The sequence below is a fragment of the Anabaena lutea FACHB-196 genome, from assembly GCF_014698305.1.
GTDB classification, from domain to species: Bacteria; Cyanobacteriota; Cyanobacteriia; order Cyanobacteriales; family Nostocaceae; genus Anabaena; species Anabaena lutea.
This window is the reverse complement of record NZ_JACJST010000023.1, coordinates 72,339-98,545: the sequence shown is the minus strand read 5'-3', so window position 1 is coordinate 98,545 and position 26,207 is coordinate 72,339. Positions and strand designations below refer to the sequence as shown.

The 26,207-nt window shown below is 40.0% G+C and carries 20 protein-coding genes and 1 tRNA gene; 13 read left to right on the top strand and 8 right to left on the bottom strand.

All coding sequences use genetic code 11. From position 1 onward, the window contains the following. Positions 1 to 12 precede the first annotated feature (12 nt). Both H6G59_RS21260 and ilvD read right to left on the bottom strand, forming a co-directional pair. Positions 13 to 2,883: a PAS domain-containing protein gene (locus H6G59_RS21260; protein ID WP_190718058.1), complete on the bottom strand. Its 2,871-nt coding sequence runs from the start codon at positions 2,881 to 2,883 to the stop codon at positions 13 to 15. A 603-nt stretch (positions 2,884 to 3,486) separates the two neighbouring features. Further along, a complete protein-coding gene (gene ilvD, locus H6G59_RS21255; RefSeq protein WP_190718091.1) occupies positions 3,487 to 5,178 on the bottom strand; it encodes a dihydroxy-acid dehydratase in 1,692 nt (563 codons plus the stop codon). Between the two features lie 119 nt (positions 5,179 to 5,297). Here ilvD and H6G59_RS21250 point away from each other — a divergent pair, with 119 nt between their 5' ends. Next, positions 5,298 to 6,179 carry a LysR family transcriptional regulator gene (locus H6G59_RS21250; protein WP_190718054.1) on the top strand — a complete coding sequence of 294 codons (882 nt, stop codon included), beginning with the start codon at positions 5,298 to 5,300 and terminating at the stop codon, positions 6,177 to 6,179. 123 nt (positions 6,180 to 6,302) lie between these two features. Here H6G59_RS21250 and H6G59_RS21245 read toward each other — a convergent pair whose 3' ends face one another. After that, positions 6,303 to 7,073: a pentapeptide repeat-containing protein gene (locus tag H6G59_RS21245; protein WP_190718051.1), complete on the bottom strand. Its 771-nt coding sequence runs from the start codon at positions 7,071 to 7,073 to the stop codon at positions 6,303 to 6,305. A gap of 1,050 nt (positions 7,074 to 8,123) precedes the next feature. Between H6G59_RS21245 and H6G59_RS21235 the strand changes: the two genes are divergently transcribed. The 4 genes from H6G59_RS21235 (at position 8,124) to H6G59_RS21220 (ending at position 11,674) form a co-directional block, all read left to right on the top strand. Next, positions 8,124 to 9,359, top strand: coding sequence for a general stress protein (locus H6G59_RS21235; RefSeq protein WP_190718042.1), 1,236 nt, complete (start codon positions 8,124 to 8,126; stop codon positions 9,357 to 9,359). 104 nt (positions 9,360 to 9,463) lie between these two features. Continuing rightward, a complete protein-coding gene (locus H6G59_RS21230; protein ID WP_190718039.1) occupies positions 9,464 to 9,928 on the top strand; it encodes a BON domain-containing protein in 465 nt (154 codons plus the stop codon). Between the two features lie 247 nt (positions 9,929 to 10,175). After that, positions 10,176 to 10,619, top strand: a complete 444-nt coding sequence (locus H6G59_RS21225; protein WP_242038942.1) for a CAAD domain-containing protein — start codon at positions 10,176 to 10,178, stop codon at positions 10,617 to 10,619. Between the two features lie 566 nt (positions 10,620 to 11,185). After that, entirely contained in the window at positions 11,186 to 11,674 is a 489-nt protein-coding gene (locus H6G59_RS21220; RefSeq protein ID WP_190718037.1) for a CRR6 family NdhI maturation factor, read from the top strand. 122 nt (positions 11,675 to 11,796) lie between these two features. On the opposite strand, the gene H6G59_RS21215 is transcribed toward H6G59_RS21220, so the two are convergent. Next, positions 11,797 to 12,780: a glycosyltransferase family 9 protein gene (locus H6G59_RS21215; protein ID WP_190718034.1), complete on the bottom strand. Its 984-nt coding sequence runs from the start codon at positions 12,778 to 12,780 to the stop codon at positions 11,797 to 11,799. Between the two features lie 199 nt (positions 12,781 to 12,979). Between H6G59_RS21215 and ispD the strand changes: the two genes are divergently transcribed. Next, positions 12,980 to 13,657: a 2-C-methyl-D-erythritol 4-phosphate cytidylyltransferase gene (ispD, locus tag H6G59_RS21210; RefSeq protein WP_190718030.1), complete on the top strand. Its 678-nt coding sequence runs from the start codon at positions 12,980 to 12,982 to the stop codon at positions 13,655 to 13,657. Between the two features lie 153 nt (positions 13,658 to 13,810). Next, entirely contained in the window at positions 13,811 to 14,332 is a 522-nt protein-coding gene (gene scpB / locus H6G59_RS21205; RefSeq protein ID WP_190718087.1) for an SMC-Scp complex subunit ScpB, read from the top strand. 280 nt (positions 14,333 to 14,612) lie between these two features. Here scpB and H6G59_RS21200 read toward each other — a convergent pair. Together H6G59_RS21200 and alr are read right to left on the bottom strand one after the other, a co-directional pair. Continuing rightward, positions 14,613 to 14,694 (bottom strand) — tRNA-Leu (locus H6G59_RS21200). A gap of 99 nt (positions 14,695 to 14,793) precedes the next feature. Next, positions 14,794 to 15,981: an alanine racemase gene (gene alr, locus H6G59_RS21195; protein WP_190718025.1), complete on the bottom strand. Its 1,188-nt coding sequence runs from the start codon at positions 15,979 to 15,981 to the stop codon at positions 14,794 to 14,796. A 663-nt stretch (positions 15,982 to 16,644) separates the two neighbouring features. Here alr and H6G59_RS21190 point away from each other — a divergent pair. The 3 genes from H6G59_RS21190 (at position 16,645) to H6G59_RS21180 (ending at position 20,256) form a co-directional block, all read left to right on the top strand. After that, a complete protein-coding gene (locus tag H6G59_RS21190; RefSeq protein ID WP_190718022.1) occupies positions 16,645 to 17,142 on the top strand; it encodes an HNH endonuclease in 498 nt (165 codons plus the stop codon). A gap of 835 nt (positions 17,143 to 17,977) precedes the next feature. Further along, positions 17,978 to 19,258, top strand: a complete 1,281-nt coding sequence (locus tag H6G59_RS21185; RefSeq protein ID WP_190718020.1) for a DHH family phosphoesterase — start codon at positions 17,978 to 17,980, stop codon at positions 19,256 to 19,258. Between the two features lie 218 nt (positions 19,259 to 19,476). Next, positions 19,477 to 20,256 carry an ABC transporter ATP-binding protein gene (locus tag H6G59_RS21180; RefSeq protein ID WP_190718016.1) on the top strand — a complete coding sequence of 260 codons (780 nt, stop codon included), beginning with the start codon at positions 19,477 to 19,479 and terminating at the stop codon, positions 20,254 to 20,256. 103 nt (positions 20,257 to 20,359) lie between these two features. Here H6G59_RS21180 and H6G59_RS21175 read toward each other — a convergent pair whose 3' ends face one another. Beyond that, positions 20,360 to 21,130: a response regulator transcription factor gene (locus tag H6G59_RS21175; protein ID WP_071187879.1), complete on the bottom strand. Its 771-nt coding sequence runs from the start codon at positions 21,128 to 21,130 to the stop codon at positions 20,360 to 20,362. 645 nt (positions 21,131 to 21,775) lie between these two features. Between H6G59_RS21175 and H6G59_RS21170 the strand changes: the two genes are divergently transcribed. The 3 genes from H6G59_RS21170 (at position 21,776) to H6G59_RS21160 (ending at position 25,577) form a co-directional block, all read left to right on the top strand. Beyond that, positions 21,776 to 22,030, top strand: coding sequence for a DUF6761 family protein (locus H6G59_RS21170; protein WP_190718013.1), 255 nt, complete (start codon positions 21,776 to 21,778; stop codon positions 22,028 to 22,030). A 771-nt stretch (positions 22,031 to 22,801) separates the two neighbouring features. Then, a complete protein-coding gene (locus H6G59_RS21165; RefSeq protein WP_190718010.1) occupies positions 22,802 to 23,986 on the top strand; it encodes a LeuA family protein in 1,185 nt (394 codons plus the stop codon). Positions 23,987 to 24,077: 91 nt separating this feature from the next. After that, positions 24,078 to 25,577 carry an MFS transporter gene (locus H6G59_RS21160; RefSeq protein WP_190718007.1) on the top strand — a complete coding sequence of 500 codons (1,500 nt, stop codon included), beginning with the start codon at positions 24,078 to 24,080 and terminating at the stop codon, positions 25,575 to 25,577. A 262-nt stretch (positions 25,578 to 25,839) separates the two neighbouring features. Here the strand turns inward: H6G59_RS21160 and grxD are convergent, their stop codons facing one another. After that, on the bottom strand, positions 25,840 to 26,163 hold the full coding sequence (gene grxD, locus H6G59_RS21155; protein WP_190718004.1) for a Grx4 family monothiol glutaredoxin: 324 nt from the start codon (positions 26,161 to 26,163) through the stop codon (positions 25,840 to 25,842). Between the last annotated feature and the right edge of the window lie 44 nt (positions 26,164 to 26,207).

Genomic DNA, 26,207 nt, shown 5'->3' with positions numbered 1-26,207 from the left:
AAAACATTAAGGTTAAGGATGTAGTGTAAAGTAAAAAGTTGCTCCTTCCCCAACCAAACTTTCTGCCCATACATCACCTCTGTGACGGTGAACAATTCTTTGCACAGTTGCTAAACCGATGCCTGTGCCAGGAAATTCTTCCACCGTATGGAGACGTTGAAATGGTTGAAATAGCTTGTTAGCATAAGCGGCATCAAAGCCAACTCCATTATCACGGACAAAATAGGCTAATAAAGAAGTATTGTTTCTGTGACAGTTCATACAACTTAGCTCTATGTTTGACTGAATTTTGACTGAGGTAAATTTCCAGGCATTATTGAGGAGGTTTTCCAGAATAATCTTTAAAAGTTGATAATCGCCGCTGACAATCAAATCGGGGGAAATGAGCCAATTTACTTGGCGTTCTGGATTGCTTTCGCTGAGTTCTTGGGCGATTTCGTGAGCGATCGCACTCAGATTAACTTGAGTAAGTCGCATCTGACTACGAGTTACCCGTGAGAGTTGCAGCAAATTATCAATCAGTTCTCCCATTCGCTGTGTTCCACTACGGATACGAGTTAGATAATGCTTGCCTTTCTCATCTAATTGATCTTGGTATCGCTCTAGTAAGGCCTTGCTAAAACCATCAATACCGCGTAGAGGTGAACGTAAATCATGGGAAACAGAGTAAGAAAATGATTCTAGTTCTTTGTTAGCAGCGGTAAGTTCTGCGGTGCGTTGCTGGACTCGCATCTCTAATTGCTGATTGAGTTCCCAAATTTTCTGTTCTGCTTGTTTACGTTCGGTGATATTTGCCGCAATACCCACATGGCGTAATATTTCCCCAGCTAGGCTGTAAATAGGGAAAACACGTGCAAAAATCCAAACAATTCCCCCACTGGGACGAATAATCCGATATTCCTGCTGTAGTGGTTCACCTTGAATTAGACGGTTGCAAGCAGCGACAATGCGATCGCCATCTTCTGGGTGAATGGACTCACTCCAAGAATCCGGGTTTTGGTATAGGCTTTGGCAACTCCGTCCCCATATTTCTTCATAGGCAGGGCTGATATATAAAATCTCACTTAAGTCTGCTGAGTTGATATGAAAAACTTCATGAATATTTTCCGCTAATTCCCGAAACTTGGACTCACTCTCACGCAGTGCTTCTTCTGTCTGCTTGCGTTCAGTAATATCTGCAATTGACCCTATCATGCGAATCGGATTACCTTGTTGATCCCACTGAGCAATTGCTTGAGATGCAACCCATTTATAGCTACCATCTTGATGACGAACCCGATATTCACTGTGATATTTGGGAGTTTTGTTGAGCAAATGATTTTCCACAGACTTGATTACCCGTTCATAGTCATCGGGATGAAGACGACTAGCCCATTCTGATCTAGTCATGGTGAAACTTCGGGGTTTTTCTCCTAACAAACTAAACCAACGTTCAGAAAATGTGGTCATATTGCTGGCAGCATCCCATTCCCATATAGCATCTAGGGCGGCACTTGTTGCCAATCGCCAGCGTTCTTCACTGATACGAAGAGCTTCTTGTGTTTGTTTGAGGGATGTGATCTCAGTGATAAAGCCTTGAATTGTTTGTAATTGCCCATCAACTGCGGTGGCTATGCCTTTTTCCCATAACCATTTCTCTTCACCTAATTTGCTATGAATGCGATACTCTACTTGGTAGAAAATGTTGTCAGCGATAGCGGTTTGAATCGCCGCTGCAATTTTAGGTAAATCCTCCACCACAATCAAATTTTGAAACCTGCAATCCTCAAGACCACATAATTCTTCTTTGCTATAGCCAGTTACGGCTAAACAACCATCACTCAAATCTTGAATTGTCCAATTTACATTGGCATGACGAGAAAAAACAATTCCTGGCAAGGTATTGATTAAATTACTTAATTTAAAACGGCTTTCATTCAAAGCATTATTTGCAGCTTCTAATTGGGCTGTACGCTTTTGAACTCGTACTTCTAAATTTTCATTACTTTCTTTCAGTGCCTGTTGATATTCCTGTTGTTTTTGATCAATTGCATTCAGATATTTAGCATTCCACCAAACTACTCCACCTAGCATAAAGATATTCACAATTGCTCTGATTACAAATCCAACTTCTGGTGGAAGTAGATGGTTTCGATGGGCTAACATAAATAATGCTGTATTCAAAACAGGAGTGCCAATAATCACTGGCAAGAGGCTACGAGTAATGACTCCACCTAAGTAAGGACTCATCACCACCTTCATCCAACCTCCTTCAGGGCAAGCCAATAAAACCCCTAGCCCTAGAAATATCAAACCTACACTTGTATGTAGTGCCATAGCCGTAATCGGCATCAGGTAATAGAATGTACTAATTCCAAATACGTAGCCTAACAATCCCCACAGGGCTATTAAAAAGCTTCCTAAAGCTAACCCTTGGGCAGTGCTAATCATTCGTTTTGACAAAAAAATTAGGGCTAAACCCATCCAAAACAAGCAAAGGGCTGTACTTAGTGCCATCCTTCCTGGACTGAAAGTGGCAACAGCATTTATCGATTCCTTAATCAGTAATTCATCAATTCTTAAATTAATGTTGAAGCCATACTGAATGAGTGTCAATAAACCAATCAACGCAACAATAACTGCCAAAATCTGGGAGAGTAATTGAGGGGAAAATCGTTTTCGTTGATGAGGCTGATGCCACAACCACAGAGAAATTCCACTGAAAATAAATCCCAAAGTTGTGTTGACTTTCATTGTCACTAGTCCTGGCAGCACACTCTTGAGGACTGACAGATTAAAGAAGCATCCTAGTAAAACAGAAAAACCTAGAAAAGCCGTGATGATTCCCAGTTTGACTGAGAGTTTACGAGCTAATAAATTAAGCTTTATAGATGAACCATTCACGTCAATTCAATCCTGCTGAGGAAATGGTCATATCCGCAAATTTATAAAAATTTGTTATTTTTACTATACAATGATTGCTTATATTTCTTTCTTAACTGTCATAGCAAATATAGCCTGAGCTTAAGCTTAACTTGCAATCTATCTTTAGATATATCTTTCTTTAGATCAATACCTTAGCCAAATTCAAAAAAGTCTTGATTCGTAGGTTGGGTTGTTCGCGTTAGCGTTGCGGAGCTATCAGCATGAAACCCAACAAATACGTTGCGCTGTCGCTTAACCCAACCTACCAAAAATGGCGAAGGTATTGTTAGATATATAGCCCTGGACAGGGTGGTTAGGACATCAATTAATAATGAAACTCTCACTACAAGAGGGTTTTACTCCTGACTCCTGACTCCTGACTCCTGACTCCTGACTCCTGCTATATCTTTGGAGAATAAACAAATTTATACCATGCGGGTTGGACACTCTTGGTTTTTTATATATCCTCTTGGAGTTGGAGGAAGTTTGCAAAGTAATAAAGTTTACCGAAAAACCCCTCTCCCAACCTCTCCCCCCATAGGGAGAGAGGCTTTGAAAGGTCTATTTTTCAATCTCCTATGTCTAATTAGCAAACAAGTCCAAATCTGTGACTGCACCGACACTACTAGAAGCTACTAATTTGGCATATTTCGCCAAAACGCCTTGAGTATAACGGGGTGCGGGGGGTTTCCAGTTGGCACGACGACTAGCTAGTTCTGCGTCTGATACATTTACTTGCAATAGGCGAGCATTAGCGTCAATTGTGATACTATCACCTTCTTCTACTAAGGCAATATTTCCGCCTACTGCTGCTTCTGGGGCAACGTGTCCGACTACCATACCATAAGTCCCACCGGAAAAGCGTCCGTCGGTAATTAATCCCACTGCATCTCCTAAACCAGCACCGATAATTGCTGAGGTGGGAGCCAGCATTTCTCGCATTCCGGGGCCACCTTTGGGGCCTTCATAACGAATAATAATCACATCACCAGCTTTGATTTTATTGGCCAAAATCGCATCTAAGCAAGATTCTTCAGATTCAAATACCCTAGCTGGTCCGGTAATTGTGGGTTTTTTCACGCCTGTAATTTTGGCAACTGCGCCTTCTGTGGCTAAGTTGCCTTTGAGAATGGCTAGGTGTCCTTGGGCATACATGGGGTGATCCCAAGGACGAATTACATCTTGGTCGCTGCGTGGTTCTGCGGGTATGTCTGCTAAGATTTCGGCTACGGTTTGCCCGGAAATAGTCAGACAATCACCATGTATTAGGTTATGTTCCAGTAGCATTTTCATAACTTGGGGAATACCACCAGCTTTGTGTAAATCTGTGGCGACATATTTACCGCTAGGTTTTAAATCACACAAAACGGGTACACGTCCGCGAATAGTTTCAAAGTCGTCTAAATTTAGTTCTACACCAGCCGCGCGAGCGATCGCTAAAAAATGTAAAACTGCATTGGTAGAACCACCGACGGCCATAATTACCGAAATGGCGTTTTCAATAGATTTGCGGGTGATAATGTGCCGGGGTAATATCTGCTTACGAATGGCTTCGACTAGGACAAAGGCAGATTTTTCGGTGCTGTCGGCTTTTTCGGCATCTTCTGCGGCCATGGTGGAGGAATAAGGTAAACTCATTCCCATTGCTTCAAAGGCTGAAGACATGGTGTTAGCTGTAAACATCCCTCCGCAGGAACCAGCACCAGGACAAGCACTACGTTCAATTGCTAAAAGTTCGGTTTCGTCAATTTTGCCGGCGCTGTGTTGACCAACTGCTTCAAAGGAACTAACAACGGTTAAGTCTTTGCCGTCGTAATGTCCTGGTTTAATTGTGCCACCATAAACAAAGATAGCAGGAATGTTCATGCGAGCGATCGCTAACATTGCACCGGGCATATTTTTATCACAACCACCTATAGCCAGGACACCATCCATACTTTGCCCTGTACAGGCAGTTTCAATGGAATCAGCGATTACTTCCCGCGACACTAGGGAATATTTCATCCCTTCGGTTCCCATTGAAATCCCATCACTAATGGTAATAGTACCGAAGACTTGGGGCATTGCGCCGGCATTTTTGACGCTACTTTCTGCCCTTTGTGCTAATTTATTAATCCCCATGTTACAGGGAGTGATGGTGCTGTAACCATTAGCAATCCCGACAATAGCTTTGTTGAAATCTTCGTCTTGGAAACCAACTGCTCGCAGCATAGCCCGATTTGGCGATCGCTGTACACCTTGGGTAACAACTTTACTCTTTAAATTTTCTGGCATTGTTTTTTCACTCATTACTCTTACTCAATTAAATCTCTGTACGAGTATGATATGTATACTTTTTTGAGATGTCCAATATATATTTATTGGAAATTAAGACTTATAAAGTATCATAAAATATGGAACTACGACACCTGCGCTACTTTATCGCTGTAGCTGAGGAATTACATTTCAGTAAAGCCGCAGAAAAACTGCACATAGCTCAACCACCTCTGAGTCAACAAATCCAGCAGTTAGAGACAGAACTAGGAGTAAAACTTTTTGATCGCAAAACTAAGCGACAAGTACAGTTAACAGAAGCTGGTAAGGTATTTTTACAAGAGGCATATCAACTACTAGTGCAACTAGAAACCGCAGTAGCATTGACTCAAAGAACTGGAAGAGGTGAAACAGGTAAACTGCGAATAGGATTTACTAGTTTGGTAATTTACGACTTATTACCTTTGATTTTGCGTAAATTTCGCGAGCAATTTCTAGAAGTAAAAATAGAATTACTAGAATTAACTACAAGCCAACAGGAACAAGCACTGAGAGATTCCCTGATTCATGTCGGTTTTGCTCATCCTCCTTTGGAAGATGACACACTATCCTATGAGTGTATTCACAAGGAGACCTTAGTTGTGGCTTTGTCGTCAACTCATACATTGACTCAAAAAAATTATATCTCAGTGCGATCGCTTCTAAATGAACCTTTAATTATGTTTCCCCGCTATTTAGCACCAGGACTTTATGATCGCATCATGAGCCTTTTTCGCCAGGCAAATTTCAGCCCTAACATTACTCAGGAAGCAATTCAAATGCAAACAATTATTGGTTTAGTATCGGCTGGAATGGGCGTGGCGATTACACCATCTTCTTTACAGAACCTGCAAAGGTCTGGCGTAGTTTATCGTCCGATTTTGGAAGAAGTACCTTTAATAGAAACTGCTATCATCTGGCAGCAAGACCGTTTAACACCTATTGTAGAGAACTTTTTAAAATGTACTCAAGAGTTTATCTAATAGTTATTAGTCATCAGTCATTAGTTCTTAGTCATTGGGAATAGAGAATAAGGAACAAGCAAAAGACAAAATATAAAAGATAAATAATTCTTGCCCAGTTCCCAGTCTCCAGTTCCCAATTTTTTAAAAAGGAAGAAACTGGAGTAATACTGAACCTACACTACCGGCAAAATCCATAAAGCTGGGTTTACTAGGTTTGACGTTTTCTGTGTAAGGTGTTTTCAGTTCCAAAATAAAAGCTTGTGCTGTTAGCATTCCCTCCGCATTTTTTTGTTCTTCAAACAGCTTGGCTGCCATTTGAGCATCTTCTAAGGCATTTTTTCGGTCTAAGGCTTGGTAACTAGCTACACCACGAGATAAATATGCACCTGCGTAGTCTGGTTTTAGTGCGATCGCTTGGCTAAAATAATCAATAGCTGGTTTAAGGTTGCCTTTTTCTGCTGCTGCTACACCCCAAGCATAAAATTCTTCTGGTTTAGCAATTTGTGAAGGTATACCAACTGCACCTTGGAAGATAGTACCTTGGAGATTAGCATCATTCAATTCTGCATTCATTAAATAGGTATTTCCCAAATTAGCACCCGTGAGATTCGCACCGCTGAGTTTAGCCTCACTTAAGTTCACACCAAATAAACTAGCTCCAGTCAAGTTTGCACCCCGCAAATCTGCACCAGTTAAATTAGCGCGGCTGAGGTTTGCACCCCGCAAATCTGCACCGTTTAAATTAGCTTCTGATAGGTCAGCCATTACTAACCCAGCATTGCGGAGATTACAATTTTGACATTGTTTAGTTGCTAATAACTGTTTTATAGCTTCATAATTTGACGTTTGGGCGGTTGCGGGTAAGCTGATAGTTAGCAAAAATGCGGCTGTGTATAGAATTTGGTTTTTCATACTCAGTGTCAAAATATATCTGGTGAAAACTTAATCGTAATACATTGAGATTTATACATGATGATATTAGTAATTTGAATCAATCGACTACCGTAAGTACCAAGACAGAATTAATGACATATTGATTATTGACCAATTCTTTACCAGTCAAGGATTTCAGCCCAATTTTTGTGTAATTAATTTTGTCTAATTACTTATCTGCCTCTAATACAGATTTATCATTGGTTTGGCGACGTTGAGTCAGAGTAAAAGACTCTTGGTGGTGTGAAGTAGTTTCAGCGAGCTTATGAGTGAAAGTAAACCACCCCATATCAGTGAATAAGCTAAAACTAAACGTTAAAATAGATGCTAATAATAATTTTTCTATCATTGTCAGTTTAATCTCCCCTCAATCAGTCAATCATTACTTAAATGTTAATTTTTTATGGAAATTTATTGAAATATAGTTTACCTTTCTGCTTATAAATATAAACGATAATTTTATCATTTATCAATGATTCAAAACCAAGGCTATTGTGATCTGCATCACCTGATTTTATCTAATGATTTATTAGTTAAAGTTAATTAACAGTAAGATAAAAGCCGATAATTACTACCTTTTACCTAAAGCTATAGCTAGATTATTATTTTGAGAATTTACGCACAAATCAAGAAATAACTAACTCCATAAGAGGATGTTTGAAAAGTATCAGAATTAATCGAGATCCCCCCAACCCCCCTTACAAAGGGGGGCTAAATTCCTCAAAGTCCCCCTTGAAAAGGGGGATTTAGGGGGATCTGCGGGTGTCAGATACCACACGAAAAAGTTTTCAAACAACCTCTAAGACACAGACAAAAGGTTTAAATAAAAGGAAAAAAGTTTTTGCGTAAGTTAAATCTTGTTGTTAATGCATAGTTAATGCATAATTGAGAGTTTATCTATACCTAATGATAGAACTTTAACTTCCTCCAATAGATTGATGAAAACCTAATAAAACCATGTAGTAATTAAGTTATTGCCTGGAATAAATTCGGGAATAATTCTTTTATATTTCTGGAGGAATATTAAGTATGGTTATAGGTGTACATAGACGTGCTGTAGGTGTATTTTCCCATCGTCGTGATGCTGAACAAGCACTTCATGAATTGAAAAATTCAGGCTTTGCAATGGATAGAGTTTCTATTATCGCCAAAGATAAAGATGATAGAGACGATATTGCTGGTACACAAGTCACAGAGAAAGTTGGAGATAAGTCTGACGAAGGTGCAAAAGTTGGAGGTATTTCTGGTGGTGCTGTGGGTGGATTGACTGGCTTATTAATTGGTCTTGGGACTTTAGCAATTCCCGGAATTGGACCAATCATGCTGGCTGGAGGAATAGCAACCACTCTAGCTACAACTCTTGCTGGTGCTGGTATTGGTGCAGTAGCAGGTAGTTTAATTGGGGGTTTAATAGGTTTAGGAATTCCCGAAGAACGAGCCAGAGTTTATAACCAAAGAGTCGAAGAAGGAGCTTATTTAGTGATCATCGATGGTACAGATGCAGAACTTTCTAGAGCCAGAGAGATTCTTCATCGTCGGGGAATTGAAGACTTTGAAGTTTATGATCACCCGAATAGGGAACAGCCAACTACAGGTGTTGCTCATCACGATGTAAATGTACCTGTTGTACCTGTGCAAACTACCAGAAGAGCAATAGGAGTATTTTCTCGTCAGCGAGATGCGGAATCAGCATTAACAGAATTAAGGAATGCTGGTTTTCCGATGAAGCAAGTTTCTCTGATTGCTAAAGATGGAAATATCCATGAGAAAACAGGGTTAGGTAATAAAGCAGACGAGGGGCTAAAAGCTGGTGCTGCTACAGGTGGTGCTTTAGGCGGATTAGGTGGGTTATTAGTTGGCCTTGGGGCTTTAGCAATTCCTGGAGTAGGACCCGTAATCGCAGGTGGTGCAGTAGCTACAGCTTTGGCCACAACCCTAACTGGTGGTGCTGTTGGTGCAGCAGTTGGGGGTATTGCTGGGGGACTTGTTGGTTTAGGAATTCCGGAAGAACGGGCGCGAATATATAGCGATCGCTTTCAAAGAGGTGATTACTTATTAATTGTTGATGGTACCGAAGCCCAAATACATCAAGCCCAAAGTATTCTCCAACGGCTAGGAATTGAAGAATTTGCCATTTATGATGCCCGTGATGTCGGCCAACATCAACCCAGATTCGAGTCAGTACAACAGACTGAAACTCTTCCTAGTCATCACCCTGGAGAACCCGCCGTAATTGTGGTTGATCATCGGACAAAAGCGGTTTAATTCCGATTCTATTTAGGAGCAAGATCATGAAAATTTTGCTCTTATTTCCTATCTAGTTCACTCCAAGAATTCACATTTTCACCTTTATATCAAGACCTAAACAAATGAAAAGGCTAACTTCATTCTTAATTGGTTCAGTTTTACTTTTTAGTGTTGCTTGTGATAATACTTCCAAGACCAGTGTCACTGCACCTGATGCTGGAGAAGCTCCCGCAAGTCCGGCTGCACAAACTACACAAGATGCTAAAGAAGATGCCCAAAGTGAACTCCGCAGAAGACAACTCAATTCTGATATCCGCGCTCGTGAAGAGCGAAATCTAGCTACTGGCGGTGATACTGATAGAGCCGCTGCCGACTTGGCAAGTGAAGTCCGTTCTAAATTAGAAGCTAATATTCCTGGTGGTGCATTAACAGTTAATGCGACCGACGATGGTACAGTTACAGTAGCGGGAACTGTGAGCCAGCAAGAGCAGTTAGCCAAGATTGAACCTTTGGCAAAAGAAATTAAGGGAGTGAAAAATGTAGTTGTCAAAGCTAATGTTATACAACCAACAAACGGCAGCCGTTAAGACTTAGCAACACTAATTCACCTGATATCTTACACCCTTCTCTGATTGCGAAAATAAAAATCTTTCATCATGATTATTTCGTAACGTGGGCAGAGAATTACCCTAATTGAGAAGGTGCAAGATGTAAGCCAGAGAGCTTAACTAAAGTTCTCTGTCCAAAAAGAAATATTTTGGACTTGGGTATTGTGAGTCTAGCTGGTATATTAATGTAAGTCTAGTTACTTATCAAAACTGTTGTGGCCGCCAAATGGCAAACATTATGGAAACTCAACAACAGCAACCAGAATCAGTTAATTCAGTTTCTTCTCAAGATTTGTTAGCTCTTGAGGGTGTAGAAACGGCAAATTTGCCAAAGCTTCCTCCCGCGAAGGAACCTGAAGCCCAATGGCAGCGAGTTAGCAGACAAATGTTAGAGTTTTTAGAGCAACTACCTGATTATTTAGGTAGTGTTTTGAACAACAACAAGCAGGCTCTACTCACCCTTGTTTTAATATTATCTGCCCTTGTGACAGTCAAAGTAGCTCTAGCAATGCTAGATGCTATTGATGATGTACCCTTGTTAGCACCCATTTTTGAGATAGTTGGTTTAGGTTATACCATCTGGTTTACTTTCCGTTATCTGATCAAATCTGAAACACGGCAAGAATTATCTCAGAAAGTGAGTTCGCTAAAACAACAACTTTTAGGTTAATATTTTTCATAACCCTGAAGATAAATCTATTAGCTAATTTAAGGTAGGGTAGGCATCGTCTACCCTATATTTTTTACCCTGTTATTTTTATAATTAAAATAAACAAAATGATTGACCAAATAATTACTAATTCTTAATTCGTAATTAAAGAGGGTACAGACACCCATTTGTAACTACGAATTACGTTGGCGGTAGCCTGCGGTCGGCATTGTTATAAATTAAGAATTATGTTGACTCAGATTATTAAATCTAGCTCTTTTAAGTTGGTGAAATACTTAGTAAAAAGAGGAGATTTTCAATTTTGATTTCCATCAAAATATAACATATCGATTCATATTTATGAATAATTGTAGGTTGGGTATAAGGATAGAGAAACCCAACATTTTCTGGATTTTGTTGGGTTGTATTCCATTGCTACGCAGACGCGAATAAACCTACCTAATTTAAGGGTTTTGGCTCTAAAAGTATAAAATAGGCTACAGATGCTCTAGCATCAATTGCAAAAAGCTGTTACTGTGGATTCTCGATTCTACTTTTGAGCAATTAAAAAAGCGACCAATCAGTCAATGACAATCACAATCAGCCTCAATAACGACTCTATTAACAATCTGGATTTGTCACCTGCATTAATGGTCATTGAACCACTACTAGAAGACAAAGCCATTCCCTCTAATGAACAGCTACTTTCCTTTGAAATTAACTATATACGGGAAAAAAATGATCCACGGGAGCTTTCAGAAATTCCAGAAGTGCGCTTGTGGTTTGTGCGGCTCGATGCCAAGTATCCCTGGTTACCATTTTTATTAGATTGGAAAGGGGGAGAATTAGCCCGTTACGCGGCGATGTTAGTACCCCATCAATTTAGTTCTAAAGAGGGCATACAGTACAATCCTGAAGCCTTAGAAATCTTTTTGATGCACAAAATTTTTATTTTAAGTGATTGGCTGAAAGAGCAAGGTATCCCGACCCAATTTCGGCTCAAGTCTCTAGCACAAATTCTTGGTTATGAGTTAGATGATGCTTTCTTTGAGATGATTGAAAAAATTAATTTTTAATAGTGCCAACCTCAGGTGATGCCAAAGTAAGTAATTGGGAGTAGGAAATAGATTATGAAAAGTTTGGATTTTAGATCTTTGATTGAATCCAAAATCCAAAATCTAAAATCTAAAATGGGTAGTCAACCACCCCAGATTTTTTCTAATACGGTTGCAGGTAAAATATCGGCTGTTTTACCAGTAGGGGATTTAATCGCCAGAAATTTATCACTTTTTGGTAACAACTCTGTTGGATCGATAGAACCCAGTAAAGCGATAGTATAAGTTTGAACAGCCACACTTAGTTGTAGTGGTGTGCTGTCGATAGATATCATTAAACTCGCTCCGCCAATTATGGCAGTCAACTTGCCAATATTATCGGGGGAAGTAACCTTGATATCTGGACAAGATTCTAGAAGGGATGGCGTTACGCCCAACTTGGGTGAACGCACAAATTTATCATCGTCAGCCTCTTTAATCACCACCACTGGTAACTGTGGCTGTTTTTGTTGGCAATCTTGAATAATTTGCTGCCAACTTGCTACAGGATAGCTTGTATCTGAATTATTAATTTGGGATAACTGGCCAGAACCAGCATAGATGAGGATGTAACCTGTTTCATGAATTCCTAGGCGTTTTTGCTCTTGTTGCGCCCATTCAATATCTGATTTGGGTACATTTACTGCTAACTCTGGGCATGGTGTGTCAATTCCCAAAGGTTGCAACAGGCCATGATACATCGCTGCCGTATATTGGGATGTGTTCATTGATATCGTGTTGGTGAAAAAACCAGCACCCTTACCTTTGTAACCAATACGTGTGGGAATTCCCGTTAACCAGAGAAACAAACTTACTAACCAGCTTTGTCCAACAGCAATGGCGACATCATATTCGCGATCGCGGATCGTGCCAACCAAGTTACCCCAATCTGCTAGACTGTTACGGTCTTTGTAATCAAAGGTCAATACCTCGTGAACTGACTTGCTCACTCGATATGCAGCCTTTGACCGGGGTTCCACAATGACATCTATCTGAGCGTTCGGGTAATAACGCTTCAGGTCATCTAAAGTGGCAAAAAAGAGAATCTGGTTGCCAATTGAGCCAGGTACAAGGGCTACTACACGCATAATATTTATGGAAGCTTACTCGCTCCTTATTTTAGGGGAATATAGGTAATGGATAGTTGATAATTCGTAATTCATAATTCGTAATTGGTTAATCCCTTAGCAAAAGCAGTCTCCATGAGGCAGAAGTTCGCTGGAAATTGGAAATTGGAAATTGGAATTGATTTGTCCCTAGTCCCCAGTTTTAAAATTTAGGAAAGTTGTGTATTTACTAATTCCATCTGCTGGCACCGGCAAACGAATGGGTGCTAATCGCAATAAACTTTTACTACAGTTACGCTCGCAACCAATTATTGCCTGGACAATGCTGGCCGCAGAAGCAGCAAGCTCTATTAGTTGGATAGGAATTATTTCCCAACCTCATGACTGGGAAGACTTAAAAGCAATTATGGCTGATTTAAAACTAACTAAACCCATAAAATTAATTGCTGGTGGTTCCACCCGGCAAGAGTCAGTATACAATGGTTTGCAGGCATTACCAGCAGATGCTAAACAAGTATTAATTCATGATGGCGCTCGTTGTCTAGCTACACCCGATTTACTCAATGCTTGTGCTGAAGCTATTCGCCATTGTTCTGGGTTAATTGCTGCTGTACCTGTAAAAGACACAATTAAAGTTGTGAATGAAAGTGGCATAATTCAAAGTACACCAGAGCGAAGTCAACTTTGGGCGGCTCAAACTCCTCAAGGTTTTGATGTGGAGTTGTTAAAACAATGCCATGCTGAGGGTGTACGTCAAGGTTGGGAAGTTACGGATGATGCAGCTTTGTTTGAGAAATGCGGTATTGAAGTGCGTATAGTACCAGGAGAGGAGACTAATTTGAAAGTTACCACTCCCCAAGATTTAGCGATCGCAGAATTTATCCTCAGTAATAGGTAATAGAGGAGGATTGAGGAGATGGGGAGATGGGGAGATGGGGAGATGGGGAGACGCGGGGACGCACAGATGGGGAGAAATAATTACCTCCTGCCTCCTGCACCCTGTACCTTGCCCCTTGCACCCTGCACCCTGCACAATAGCTCTTGGTTAAAAATGCCTAAAAATATATCTATAGCAATCAAAATAGAAGCAATTCTCTATTTAAAGGGTAAACCTTTGTCCTTAAGTGAAATTGCCGAGTATGCTGGGTGCGATCGCTCTACAGCCGAAGAAGGCATAATTGAACTCATGGATAATTATGCCCGTCGAGATAGTGCTTTGGAAGTTGTCGAAACCTCCGATGGTTACAGTTTGCAAGTGCGGTCAGATTTTCATGATTTAGTACAAACTTTGATACCTGTGGAATTAGGTGTAGGCGCTTTACGGACTTTAGCAGCGATCGCTCTCCATAGTCCCATACTCCAAACTGACTTAATTAACTTACGCGGTTCAGGAGTATATCAACACGTTCCCGAACTTGTGGAATTGGGTTTTGTCCGCAAACGTCGAGACAGCGATTCTCGTTCATACTCGTTACAAGTCACACCCAAATTTCACCAGTACTTCCAAATTGATCAACTTCCCCAAATCTTCCCCACGCCAGAGAACGAACAACAATTAGAACTAGAACTATAAGCTAATGTACATAAAATCCCATAACTTACGCACTTTAAAAATTAGTCATGGAATGAATTACCAAAATAGCTAGTTTCAGACTTTGATTAATTATTCTGTTGATGGTGAATTGACTGAATATTGCAGGGTTTTAGCAGTGCTAAACCCTTACGAAAGATGTAGTTTTATCGCTACCCATATTCAGTTTTTTTGTCAATACGTAGTTTCTAAATCCTATTTCTAGCAAATAAGATCTATATGAGCAAAGTCTTCACTTTACCTAAGACTATTTATTTATAAATGCGGATGAAAGGACTTGAACCTTCACTCCTTTCGGAACTAGAACCTAAATCTAGCGCGTCTGCCAATTTCGCCACATCCGCATCAGAAATTTATAATAGCATAGTAAATCATAGATGGCAATAGGTAATTGGTGACAGTTATCAGTAAACAGTGAAGAGACTGATAACTGATCACTGATGCTACATGACCGCTACACGGGGTAAACGATGCTTGAAGCCGCAGAGAATTTCCCAAGAAATGGTGTTTAACTGATTTGCCCAATCATCTGCTGATATTTGTTCTTTTCCCTGTTCTCCCAGTAGAGTGACTATTTCACCTTCTTGCAGATCGGGTATGGAACTCACATCTAACATGATTTGATCCATTGTAATTGTGCCAATTTGTGGTATGCGCTGACCACGAATTAATACTTCCATTTGATTGGAAAGACTGCGGGGAACTCCATCAGCATAACCAATACCGACAACAGCAATACGCATTTCTCTGGGTGCAATAAACTGATGACCATAGCTGACACCAGTTCCAGGGGCTATGGTTTTAACTTGGGTAACTCGTGCTTTGAGTTGTAAAACAGGTTGAAGTTGGATTTTGTTTTTTAAATGGGTTGCGGGGTAGAGTCCGTAAATAGCTAAACCTGCACGCACCAGATCATAGTGTAATTTTGGATCTGCAAGAGTAGCGGCTGAGTTTGCTAAATGCAAACTAGGAATTTTAATTTCTCTGGCTTTGATTTGTGTAATTGCTTCCTCAAATCGTCTATGCTGCTCTTGCATGACTGTAGCGTCAGGACTATCGGCTGTTGCTAGGTGAGAATAAATGCTGGCAATATCAAGAAGAGGCAATCCCTGTACCAACTGTACAAAATCAGCAGCTTCTTGCCAATTTGTGCCTAATCTAGACATTCCTGTATCTAATTTGATGTGTACAGGTAGTGGAGAATTATAGTTTATGGCTTCAAGTGTATTAGAAAATATTAAAGCTTGTTTAGGGTTGCATAGTGTCGGTTGCAGTTTCCAGTGAGCGATCGCATGAATTTGTTCTTTTGTATTAATTGCCCCTAGAATCAAAATTGGGGCTTTTATGCCACCTTCCCGTAATTGGATGCCCTCAGGAACTGTAGCTACTCCCAACCAACTTGCACCCGCTTCCAATACAGTTTTTGCAACTGTTACCGACCCATGTCCATAGGCATCAGCTTTTACTACTGCCATTAACTGGGTACGTGGTGATAAAAACTTTACTAACTGCTTAACATTATAGGACAACGCCCCCAAATCAATTTCTACCCAAGCCCGTTGGGAAAACCAAGCATAGGTATCACGTTCCTGACTATCAGCAAAAGTAGGGGTTTGCTTGCTACTAAACATTACACTTCACTCCTATCACACCACTGCAAAGCTTCCAGATTATCTAATGATTCTGGCTTGCTACCCTGCAAAGCCATATCAATTTAATCAGGAAAGTTTACCGCTGATCCGGGAGCTTGTACAAGATGGTGGTGAGTCTTGAATTATGAGTTTCCATACGTAGGTTTAGCAAAGCTCATCACCTACTTCATCACTCTAAAATCTCTTCTCAACAACTATTTAGATTAGATAGTTCTTCCTTGTCAGGTTCATGATAGCAAATTCAAAATTGAAAGTCAACACCAAAAACTACTTCTATTCTGGTTTTGTGGCTAATTTGCCGCTTTTGGAACTATGCCAGGTAAAGGATACGGGAAACCGAGAATTGTTTACAAACTAATGCTTTGGGAATTATTTTAGTTGAGATTAATTATATTTTCAAACTCCTGTTAATCGTATTTACAGCAGATTGCAGATCAATGAGGTACAGAATCTAAATTGAAACCTAGACACATTCGCCAGTTTTACTCCTGACTCCTGAACCGGAGGTCTGCGAAGCGTCTCCTGACTCCTGACTCCTATCACTTGCCAGCAAATTATTTAGGAAGTATAAATTATTCTCATCTCCCCAGGAAGGTATATCTGTGTTAAAATATCAAAAACTAATACCTTGAGCTAACATCAATGGGGAAGGTTTTAGTCCTAAACGCCTCTTACGAACCTCTCAACATCACGAGTTGGCGACGTGCCATAGTTTTGTTGATTAAAGGCAAAGCAGAACACGTAGAACATAACGGCAAATTCATATACTCGGATTTTCCATTGCCAACCGTCATTAGGTTGCGTCATTACGTGCGTGTTCCCTATACAGAAATTCCACTTACTCGCCGGAATATATTGCATCGTGACAGTCATACTTGTCAATACTGTGGCTACACAGGAGATGAGTTGACCTTAGATCATGTGATGCCGCGATCGCGTGGAGGAGGTGACACATGGGAGAACATTGTTACTGCCTGTGTACGCTGCAACGTCAAAAAAGGCTGTCGCACACCGCAAGAAGCCCGGATGCCTTTGCGCCATCTACCTCGTCAACCTCATAGCAGCCTGTATTTCGAGGTGACAAAACATCTGAAGAGTGGACTTCACCAAGAGTGGCAAAAATATGTAATAGGACTTTGACGTTACACATAATCAATTCAGACCTCAGGAGAATTCAGTCTTCATCTGTAGGTGTTATTGTTTGACGTTGGTCAACACATTACACCACAATTCTTCGATGACTCAGCTTGGAGATTTCTTATCTTACAGCTTGCCGGTGACGTTCCTAAAAGCTGGAATATTCAGTTTCCCAGAATTCAGGCTATTTAACACACCGATTCTTGATCATACCTTATTTTCTTAAGGTATAGATTATTTATGAGTAAATTTATAAAAATTACCAAAGAGTTAGGCTCAAAGGCAGATTTTCCTGAAAAAGAGTTGTTTAATGTTCATTAAACATAATAAAAATGTATTAGGAGTAGCAAGTGTGAAATTTAAAACTAGTGTGAAATAAGAGCTTTTTATTATCCCCTAAGTCAGACAAATATTCAAGGCTTTTATGAGCTTTTAATAAAAATCTGCTGATTTATCCCGTAAAAGACGAGAAAAAGATGATGAAATTGAATCAAGTTGGAGCAGTCAGATGTAATTGAGTCCAGTTTACATACACAGTCTAGGCTGATTTAACAATCCCTTGACAGACTACTAGTCCAGTGCGGCAAAAATGAGCCAATACTTCAAAATTGCTGAAAAACTCTTGTTAAATCAGCCTTTGGAATTTTGTATCCCCAGCCGGTGAGACTATTTTAAATTCTGCCAAGTTGTACTGATAACAAAAAATAAACTGCCACACGCAGTGTAAAGAATCTAGTTTTTTGCCAAGATCATAGATGTGTGGCAAAACCAGTGATGCACCGATGGGAATATCTCTGAAGGCATAATACGAGCCATCACGCTTCAACCAAAATTCCTTATGTACTTGAATTCTTCACTGACTCAATTTGAGAATTTGTCATTAGAACCGAACCCGGAGGAAGTTGAAATAGATAAAGAATCAATTGAACTTCCACTACTTACCCGACCGTCCTTACCACTGTCGTCGAATGGTGAAGGAAGTATCTATTTAGCTCAACGTGGTAATTCCCTCGCTGCTCAGAAATCAGAAGAGTTGCAAAAGACACTTCTTGGACATAGACATGAGCGTCAGTTAGTAATTTTACAAGATTTTCCTGATCCTGACGCGCTTTCTTGTGCTTGGGCTTACCAGTTAATTGCTCAACAATACGATATCAAGTGCGAAATTATTTATGCGGGGACTTTAAGCCACCAAGAGAACATAGCGTTAGTTAAGCTGACGACCTTACCGGCTCAACGCTGGACAATGCAAACCCTGAAAACTAAAGATTTGTCATCTTATCAAGGTTTTGTATTGATTGATAACCAGGGAACTACGTCGCAACTATTACCAGCAGTACAACAGGCTGGAATTCCGCTAGTAGTGCTGGTTGATCATCATAGTTTGCAGGGGGAACTCAAAGCCGAGTTTTTCGATGTCCGTCCTTATGTGCGCGCAACTGCAACTATTTTTACCCAGTATTTACAAGCGGGGATACTAAAATTAGATAGCAGTGTTAGCCAACACGTTAAATGTGCAACTGCTTTGATGCATGGCTTGCGTTCTGATACAAATCGGTTAATGCAAGCGCAAGAAGAAGATTTTATGGCAGCTGCGTATTTGAGCCGATTTTATGACGCTCAGTTGCTCAATGCCATTTTACAGGCGAATCGTTCTAAGCGGGTGATGGATGTGATCGAGCGATCGCTCAAAAACCGCATTGTCCAAAATAACTTTTCCATAGCCGGCGTTGGTTATTTACGCTACGACGATAGGGACGCAATTCCCCAAGCGGCTGATTTTCTGGTGACAGAAGAAAACGTCCACACAGCTGTAGTGTACGGGATAGTTCACGATGAAGATGACGAACTAGAAGTAGTCATAGGTTCCCTGAGAACCACAAAACTTACTTTAGACCCTGATGAATTTATCAAAGAAGCCTTTGGACAAGATAGTGCTGGGAGGTTTTTTGGTGGTGGACGCACTGGTGCTGGTGGCTTTGAAATTCCAATGGGTTTCTTATCTGGGGGAAATGAAAATTCTACTTATGCGAAAATGAAATGGGAAGTTTTCGATTCGCAAATTAAGCAAAAGTTGCTGAGGTTGGTAAATCCTAGAGATAACCCTATTCAGTCTTAGAATATTAAGTAGCGCTCAATCACAAGTTTGAGCGCTTACAATACTTATAAAATTGCGAGTCGAGAGACCATTGAATCTAGTTTATTTGTTTACAGCAGATTGCAGATCAATGAGGTTCAGAATCTAAGTTGAAACCTAGACACCAAGCCAGTTTTACTCCTGACTGCTGACTGCTGCTGTAATTTCTTTAATTTTTTCCAAACGTCCTTTTAGAAAACTTGGATAATTTGACTGCAAAAACCGTACTTAGGCTAGAGCAAGTTAATCTGTTTACAAAGCTGAAAAGTCAGGTTCAGAGCAATTTGCCAGGATATCCAATTTTACAGGATATTTGCTTTGAGGTGTTTTCAGGCGATCGCATTACCATTGTCGGTACTGCTGGTGCTGGTAAAACTTCCTTACTGCGTCTCATTAACCGCTTAAGTGAACCAAGTAGCGGTAAAATTTATCTGGAAAATCAAGAATATCGCCAAATTCCGATTATTCAGCTACGTCAAGAGGTGACGCTGTTACAGCAAGAATTTAAGCTGTTGGGGATGACAGTTGGGGAAGCCTTGGCTTATCCTTTAGTTTTGCGTGGTTTGTCTAAGCTGAAAATTCAGGAACGAATCAGTTACTGGCAAGAACAACTGCAAATTCCTGATGAATGGTTAGGACGAACCGAAGTACAACTTTCAGCCGGACAAAGACAGTTAGTTGCGATCGCTCGTACTTTAGTCATCCAACCCAAAATTTTACTGTTAGACGAGCCTGTGAGCGCCTTAGACCCTGGTAAAGCTTCACGTTTGATCAACATCATCACCCAACTAACTCAACCCCCTACAACAGCGATTTTGATGGTAAACCACCAACTTGACCTAGCCCAAGAATTTAGCACCCGGTTATTACATCTCCAGCAAGGTCAATTATTGGCAAACCAACCAACCTCTGAGATAGACTGGGAGGACTTAAAAGCCCGCTTGATACAAGCTGAAATTCAAGCATCTGAGGAGTGGTAATTGGTCATTGGTAATGGGTAATTGGTAATTTTCTCCGCGTCTTTGCGTCCCCGTGTCTCCCCATCTTCTCCTTCCCATTCCCCAATCCCCAGTTCCCATTACCCTAAGAGATTTGAGTAGCAAGGGTAGAACGTGGATTACTGAATCTCTCTTTCGCTAACTTTGTTTGTGATTGCGGAACATTAGCATTCAAAGTTTCTATGTTAAATCGGTATCCCACATTGCGGATAGTTTGGATTAAGCTGGGTTGACGCGGATCAAGTTCCACCTTTTTCCGCAGTGATAAAACGTGAGTATCAATGGTTCGCGGATTATCAATAGCGTCAGGCCAAGCACGACGTAATAATTCCGACCTACTCAAAGGTACTCCCCCAGCTTGCGCCAAAACATACAGCAAACTAAATTCTTGGGGTGTAAGATCGATAAACTCCCCTTGAAAGCGGACACGGCGCTGAACCAAATCGATTTGCAAAGTGCCATAATCCAAGTAAGCTGGTGCAGTAGGTGTACGGTTGCGACGAATCAGTGCCTCTACCCTAGCCAAAAACTCTTGCATTCCAAAAGGTTTGCTCAAGTAATCATCTGCTCCTGCTTTTAAGCCTGCAACAATATCAGCTTCATTATTACGGGCAGAAAGCATTAAAATTAGAGGCTGTTGTTGACGATTTAACCAACGACAAAACTCGATTCCATCACCATCTGGCAAATCCGCATCTAGAATGACTAGTGTCGGTTGATGACTTAAAAACACTTCCCTTGCTTGATAAATGCTGGCGGCTTGATGTACTCGGTATTCCAGTTGTTGCAAGTGCCAACCAAGCAACGACCTCAGATGGGGATTCCCCTCAACGATTTCAATACAAACCGAACCCACAGTGGCAAGACCCCTTAGCGTCGATGACTCTCAAATTAACAATCTCAAGCTCAACGTTTTGTAGCCTTTGTTACTTCAACTGCTATAATCTTTACATTTACTCCTATAAAACCTTGCAATAAATTTAATTTTCCCTTTGTCTACCGCATTCCTTAAGGACTTCCGAATAAAAATATCTTATCGCTGTTTGGGCAGGGGAGCGATCTGGCAGAGGGAGGAAAAATCGTTTTGATCCTGTGAAATCGGATGATTTGTGTTTTGGAGTTCCTCAAGTAAATATCTTAATTTTGGTCTGAGTCTTTTGAAAACTTTTTACTAGTTAGTGGAAAAGCTCTGTTGAAGAAATCACGCTTAACTTGAAATATATATCAGCCTGGGACTACTTACCCTAATTTGTAGTTATTGTAAACCGTGACAATAAAGTATCAAACAAGGCTGAAAAATAAATAAAATCGTAAACAAAACTTACCAAATAACCATATTTTAGCTTTTTTGGATTAGGATGTAATAAGTTTTTAGCTGCTGGGGGGTCTCACCCAACGTCAAAATATTAACTTTAGGTTAATACTTAAGAAGGAAGTCATACTTCACTTTTGAGTGTAGATCATTTACAATTCTCATTCCCAAGAGATAAACACAGCAGTTATGCTCCAAGACACACAAACCATCCGTTATTACCAAAGACTGACTGACGCCTTCGTCGAGCTATGGAATCGCGGTTATCGCATTGATGATATGCGGATGTATTTGGATGGATATCTAGCCGCACTGAGACAGGGTAATGCCATTGAGCCTTATCTGATTCACCGCCTAGAAGAAGAAGCTAGCCGCTATTTGTACGATGCATCAAACTTTGCTATGACACAACCAGAGCCGGAAAAACAACACGGCTACTACTAAACACCAACAATGGTATGAGTAGCAACTTGTAGATTGCCGCAGATAATTGTAGCACAATTTCTGCGTTGGTCAACGGGGTGCAGCTGTATGAAATTTTGTAAATATTGTATTCTTGAAGAACATCCCCTCAGTCGCGTAACACTGAGGGGACTTTTGGCTAGTTCTTTCCAGATGTCAACGCAATTGATTGCGACTTCACCAGCTATTGTCAAGGCAGGGTATTGTAGTTCTACTTCCGAGACTTATGTCAAATAACGATAAATGAGCATATAGAAATTTGCTCATTTAAATATTTATGTGCATAATACTGATATTATTTTTATATTTAAATTTGACATCCATTCTGTGTATATGCATATTTTCTGAGCAGGAATTCAGCTAATCATTTGTTGGTTGTTTAATTTTCCATAAAACTGTGAAGTAAGCTCAAGTTTCTCATGTTAGGGTAACGATGAATTAATCGTGTCTTAACTATTCTTTGTGTTGTGGTATGGCATATTAAGATAATGTTTGAACAGTGATTAATAAGATATTAAAAACTCTTATATTTTCTTCAAACCACGCTACTGGCTTTAGGACTGGAAACCCTTCCACCGCAGTATATACCTTAAAAAGAGAGATTTAAAAAAATTTATTCCCTCGTTGATAGGGGGGGAATAATGAACTTATGGAGACAACCTAATATGTGACAAACATTTGCCAAGATATGCGTCTAATTCACCTAAGTCTTAGTAAAGGCTTAGATCTAAATTCTCTAAATTGATCGTAGCTATGATTAAAATCCTTGATTCTACTCTTAGAGAAGGAGAACAAACTCCTGGAGTTTATTTTTCTCCTGAAAAAAAATTGGTAATTGCCCACTTTTTAGATCAAATCGGAATTGATATTATTGAAGTAGGTAATCCAGCAGTTGATAGCGATATTGCTTTAGCTATTAATCTAATTTCTCAAGCAGGCTTAAAAGCGAAAATAGGCGCTCATTCACTTTGTAAAATAGATAATGTTCAAAAAGCATTAGATTGTGGGATAGATTTTTTAGGTGTCTTTTTTAGTGTTTCCAAAAAGCGATTGTACCAAGACTACAACATTAGTTTAGAAGCAGCAATTGAGAAAATTGTGGAAGTAATAAATTTCGCAAGAGAGCAAAAAAATGATTTATTGATTAGGTATACACCAGAAGATACAGTTCGCTCACCTATAGAAAATGTGATTGCAGCAGCCAGCGCGGCAGTCAAAGCAGGAGTTAATATAATTAGCATAGCGGATACGACAGGCTATACAAATCCTTTTCATCCCCAACGCAGTATTTTTAATTATGTTAAAACTCTGAAAGAAGAACTCAAAAAACAGGATTTATATCCGCAAATAGAGGTTCATTGCCACAACGATAAAGGTTTGGCTTTAGCAAATGCACTGGATGCTTATAGAGCCGGGGCTGACATTATTGATGTTAGTGTCATGGGACTAGGAGAAAGAGCAGGTATTGTAGACTTAGGAGAATTACTCATAAATTTAAGAGAAATGGGTGAAGAAGGAAATCATTGGCAACTAGGCTATTTACAAGATTTATACAATTTTGTCAGTGAACATTCTCATATTTCAATTCCTCCGCATCAACCAATAACAGGTAAAAATGCCTTTACACACTATGCCGGGGTTCATGTAAAAGCTGTAGCCAAAGATGAGATGCTTTATCAAAGCTTAAATCCACAAATTCTAGGAAAAAAAAGTAGCTTGGCATTAGGGATGCAATCAGGATACACTGCTGTAGAACTAGCTATGAAGCAAATTGGCAGAGCAGAATTGGCTGAAAACAAAGATTTGGTGGCTAAGATTCTCCAAGAAATTAAAGCGATTGCTAAAAGGGGTACTCCGATTGATATTGAAAAAGAACTACCAGAAATTGTAGAACGCTGTAATATTGAGCAGCTGATGACTAAGATGATTTCAGGTTAATGAGCAAAAATTTGAGATCTTTAGTTGGAAAACTAAAGTCTAAAATAGAAAAGCTGGAGAATAATGCAGGTAATTTGGTTAACAAGAGGAAATGGTAGTAATTTCAAAACCCCAGGAAGATAAATCTCAGGAGTTCAGCCAAAAAACAAAATCGTCTGGAAAATGGTGGGCGATACTAGGTATTAGTATTGGTGTGTTTATTTTTGCTTTGGATGTCTACATAATCAACTTGGCTTTGCCAATTATGGTGGAATCACTCCACACGAGTTTTGCGACTATTCAATGGGTGGTATTAAGTTATCTGTTAGCGATCGCTATTTTTGTGCTTAGTGCCGCTAAATTGGGTGATATGTGGAGCAAAAAGCAGCTTTACATAATGGGACTAATAGTATTCACCGTTAGTTCATTACTGTGCGGACTAGCCCCCAACGTAGGCTTTTTGATAGCTTTTCGCGCCCTCCAGGGATTAGGTGCTGCGTTTATCTCTGGACTGGGAACAGCAATGATTGTAGAAATATTTCCACCAGAAGAACGAGGACTAGGCTTAGGTATCAGAGCCGGAGTTTTTGGACTGGGAATTATGCTAGGGCCAACAGTGGGAGGAGTGCTAATTAGTTGGGGTGACTGGCCATTGATCTTTTTAATCAATGTACCGATTGGGATTATTGCCTGTTTGATTGTGGCTTATCTTGTCCCACCTTCTTCAGTCAGCGGGACTAAACAGAAATTTGATGTTATTGGCACATTAATTCTGACTCTAACGTTGACTTGTTTTACTCTTGGCATCACGTTTTTACAAAGTGAAGGATTTGGTTCTCATATAGCCTTGAAGTTGCTAGTTTTATCTGCAATTAGTTTTGGTTGTTTTTTAGTAGCAGAAGCACGGTTATCAGAGCCAATGCTAGAATTGAGCATTTTTCAATCTCTAGATTTCAGCCTAGGGTTAGTGCTGAGGTTTTTGGGTAATTTTGTGATGGCAGGTGTGATCTTGATACTGCCTTTCTTTTTGAAATTAGTTAAGCAATATCCCACTGAACAGGCAGGTTTATTACTTGCAGTACCGCCAATTATAATTGTGTTGACAGCACCAATTGCGGGAATTCTTTCTGATCGCTACGGCTCACGGATAATTAGTTTAATCGGACTAGTATTAATGGCAATGGGCTGCTTAGTAGTCAGCACATTTAATACTGAATTAACTTTATCAAACTATATTATCGGGATTATTCCCTATGGTTTAGGTGTGGGAATGTTTCAATCTCCCAACAATAGTGCGATTATGGGAGCCGCACCACAAGATCGCTTAGGTATTGCTTCTGGTTTATTATCTTTATCACGAATTTTAGGGCAAACAGCAGGTGTGCCACTAGTGGGGGCTGCGTTTTCTTTTTTTACCATTAACAGTACTAATCTTCAACCAACTATGGATGTCACAAATGCACCTGTTGAGGCATTAGTTTTAGGTATACAGATTACCTTTCGCGTTGTCGCTGCCCTTTTGTTGCTTTCCACAATTTTTGCATCTGGGGTATGGTGGCTAGAGAAAAAGAATTTTATTTTTTCATACCCAAATCCACAAAAAAGCCCCTGAAAATGGGTATGCGCCAATTTTTCAAGGGCTATAAAAACAGAACAGAGTCAAATTAATTCGTAATTTATAATGCATAATTCGTAATTCGTAATTCGTAATTATCACCTCATATCTAAAGCCAGTGGCTTGAACCAAGGAATAAATTTTTGCATCATAACTAAAGTTAGTTGCTTTGTAACCTTGAATTACGAATTACGTATCTCTAGCGGGACTGTAAGCACTATTATGAATTACGAATTATTCGGTCATATGGTGGAAAATATTAGGAAGCTAGAGCAACTTCCACTTTTTGCTGCAATTCACCACTTTGATACAGTGTAATCAAAATATCAGAACCACCAACGAATTCACCATTGATATATACTTGGGGAATTGTGGGCCAGTTAGAATATTCTTTAATTCCCTGACGAATATCTTGATCGGAGAGAACGTCAACTGTCTCAAAAGGAACTCCCAATGTATTGAGAATCTGGACTACATTGTTGGAGAAACCACATTGAGGCATCAACTTGTTTCCCTTCATGAAAACCATAATCTTGTTTTCTTTTACCAAGTTATCAATTTTCTCTTTAACTTCTGGAGTCATGGTTTTTTGTTTCCTTTGTTGTTGAGGTTCACAAGTCAAGCGTC

What these genes read in the sequence shown, in the direction of transcription:
- H6G59_RS21225 (WP_242038942.1), top strand. Translation starts at nt 10,176, where the DNA reads ATGGCAAACATTATGGAAACTCAACAACAGCAACCAGAATCAGTTAAT.
- H6G59_RS21170 (WP_190718013.1), top strand. Translation starts at nt 21,776, where the DNA reads ATGCTCCAAGACACACAAACCATCCGTTATTACCAAAGACTGACTGAC.
- H6G59_RS21250 (WP_190718054.1), top strand. Translation starts at nt 5,298, where the DNA reads ATGGAACTACGACACCTGCGCTACTTTATCGCTGTAGCTGAGGAATTA.
- H6G59_RS21230 (WP_190718039.1), top strand. Translation starts at nt 9,464, where the DNA reads ATGAAAAGGCTAACTTCATTCTTAATTGGTTCAGTTTTACTTTTTAGT.
- H6G59_RS21190 (WP_190718022.1), top strand. Translation starts at nt 16,645, where the DNA reads ATGGGGAAGGTTTTAGTCCTAAACGCCTCTTACGAACCTCTCAACATC.
- H6G59_RS21160 (WP_190718007.1), top strand. Translation starts at nt 24,078, where the DNA reads ATGGTAGTAATTTCAAAACCCCAGGAAGATAAATCTCAGGAGTTCAGC.
- alr (WP_190718025.1), bottom strand. Translation starts at nt 15,981, where the DNA reads ATGTTTAGTAGCAAGCAAACCCCTACTTTTGCTGATAGTCAGGAACGT.
- H6G59_RS21215 (WP_190718034.1), bottom strand. Translation starts at nt 12,780, where the DNA reads ATGCGTGTAGTAGCCCTTGTACCTGGCTCAATTGGCAACCAGATTCTC.
- scpB (WP_190718087.1), top strand. Translation starts at nt 13,811, where the DNA reads ATGCCTAAAAATATATCTATAGCAATCAAAATAGAAGCAATTCTCTAT.
- H6G59_RS21235 (WP_190718042.1), top strand. Translation starts at nt 8,124, where the DNA reads ATGGTTATAGGTGTACATAGACGTGCTGTAGGTGTATTTTCCCATCGT.
- grxD (WP_190718004.1), bottom strand. Translation starts at nt 26,163, where the DNA reads ATGACTCCAGAAGTTAAAGAGAAAATTGATAACTTGGTAAAAGAAAAC.
- H6G59_RS21220 (WP_190718037.1), top strand. Translation starts at nt 11,186, where the DNA reads ATGACAATCACAATCAGCCTCAATAACGACTCTATTAACAATCTGGAT.
- H6G59_RS21245 (WP_190718051.1), bottom strand. Translation starts at nt 7,073, where the DNA reads ATGAAAAACCAAATTCTATACACAGCCGCATTTTTGCTAACTATCAGC.
- H6G59_RS21165 (WP_190718010.1), top strand. Translation starts at nt 22,802, where the DNA reads ATGATTAAAATCCTTGATTCTACTCTTAGAGAAGGAGAACAAACTCCT.
- H6G59_RS21185 (WP_190718020.1), top strand. Translation starts at nt 17,978, where the DNA reads ATGTACTTGAATTCTTCACTGACTCAATTTGAGAATTTGTCATTAGAA.
- ilvD (WP_190718091.1), bottom strand. Translation starts at nt 5,178, where the DNA reads ATGCCAGAAAATTTAAAGAGTAAAGTTGTTACCCAAGGTGTACAGCGA.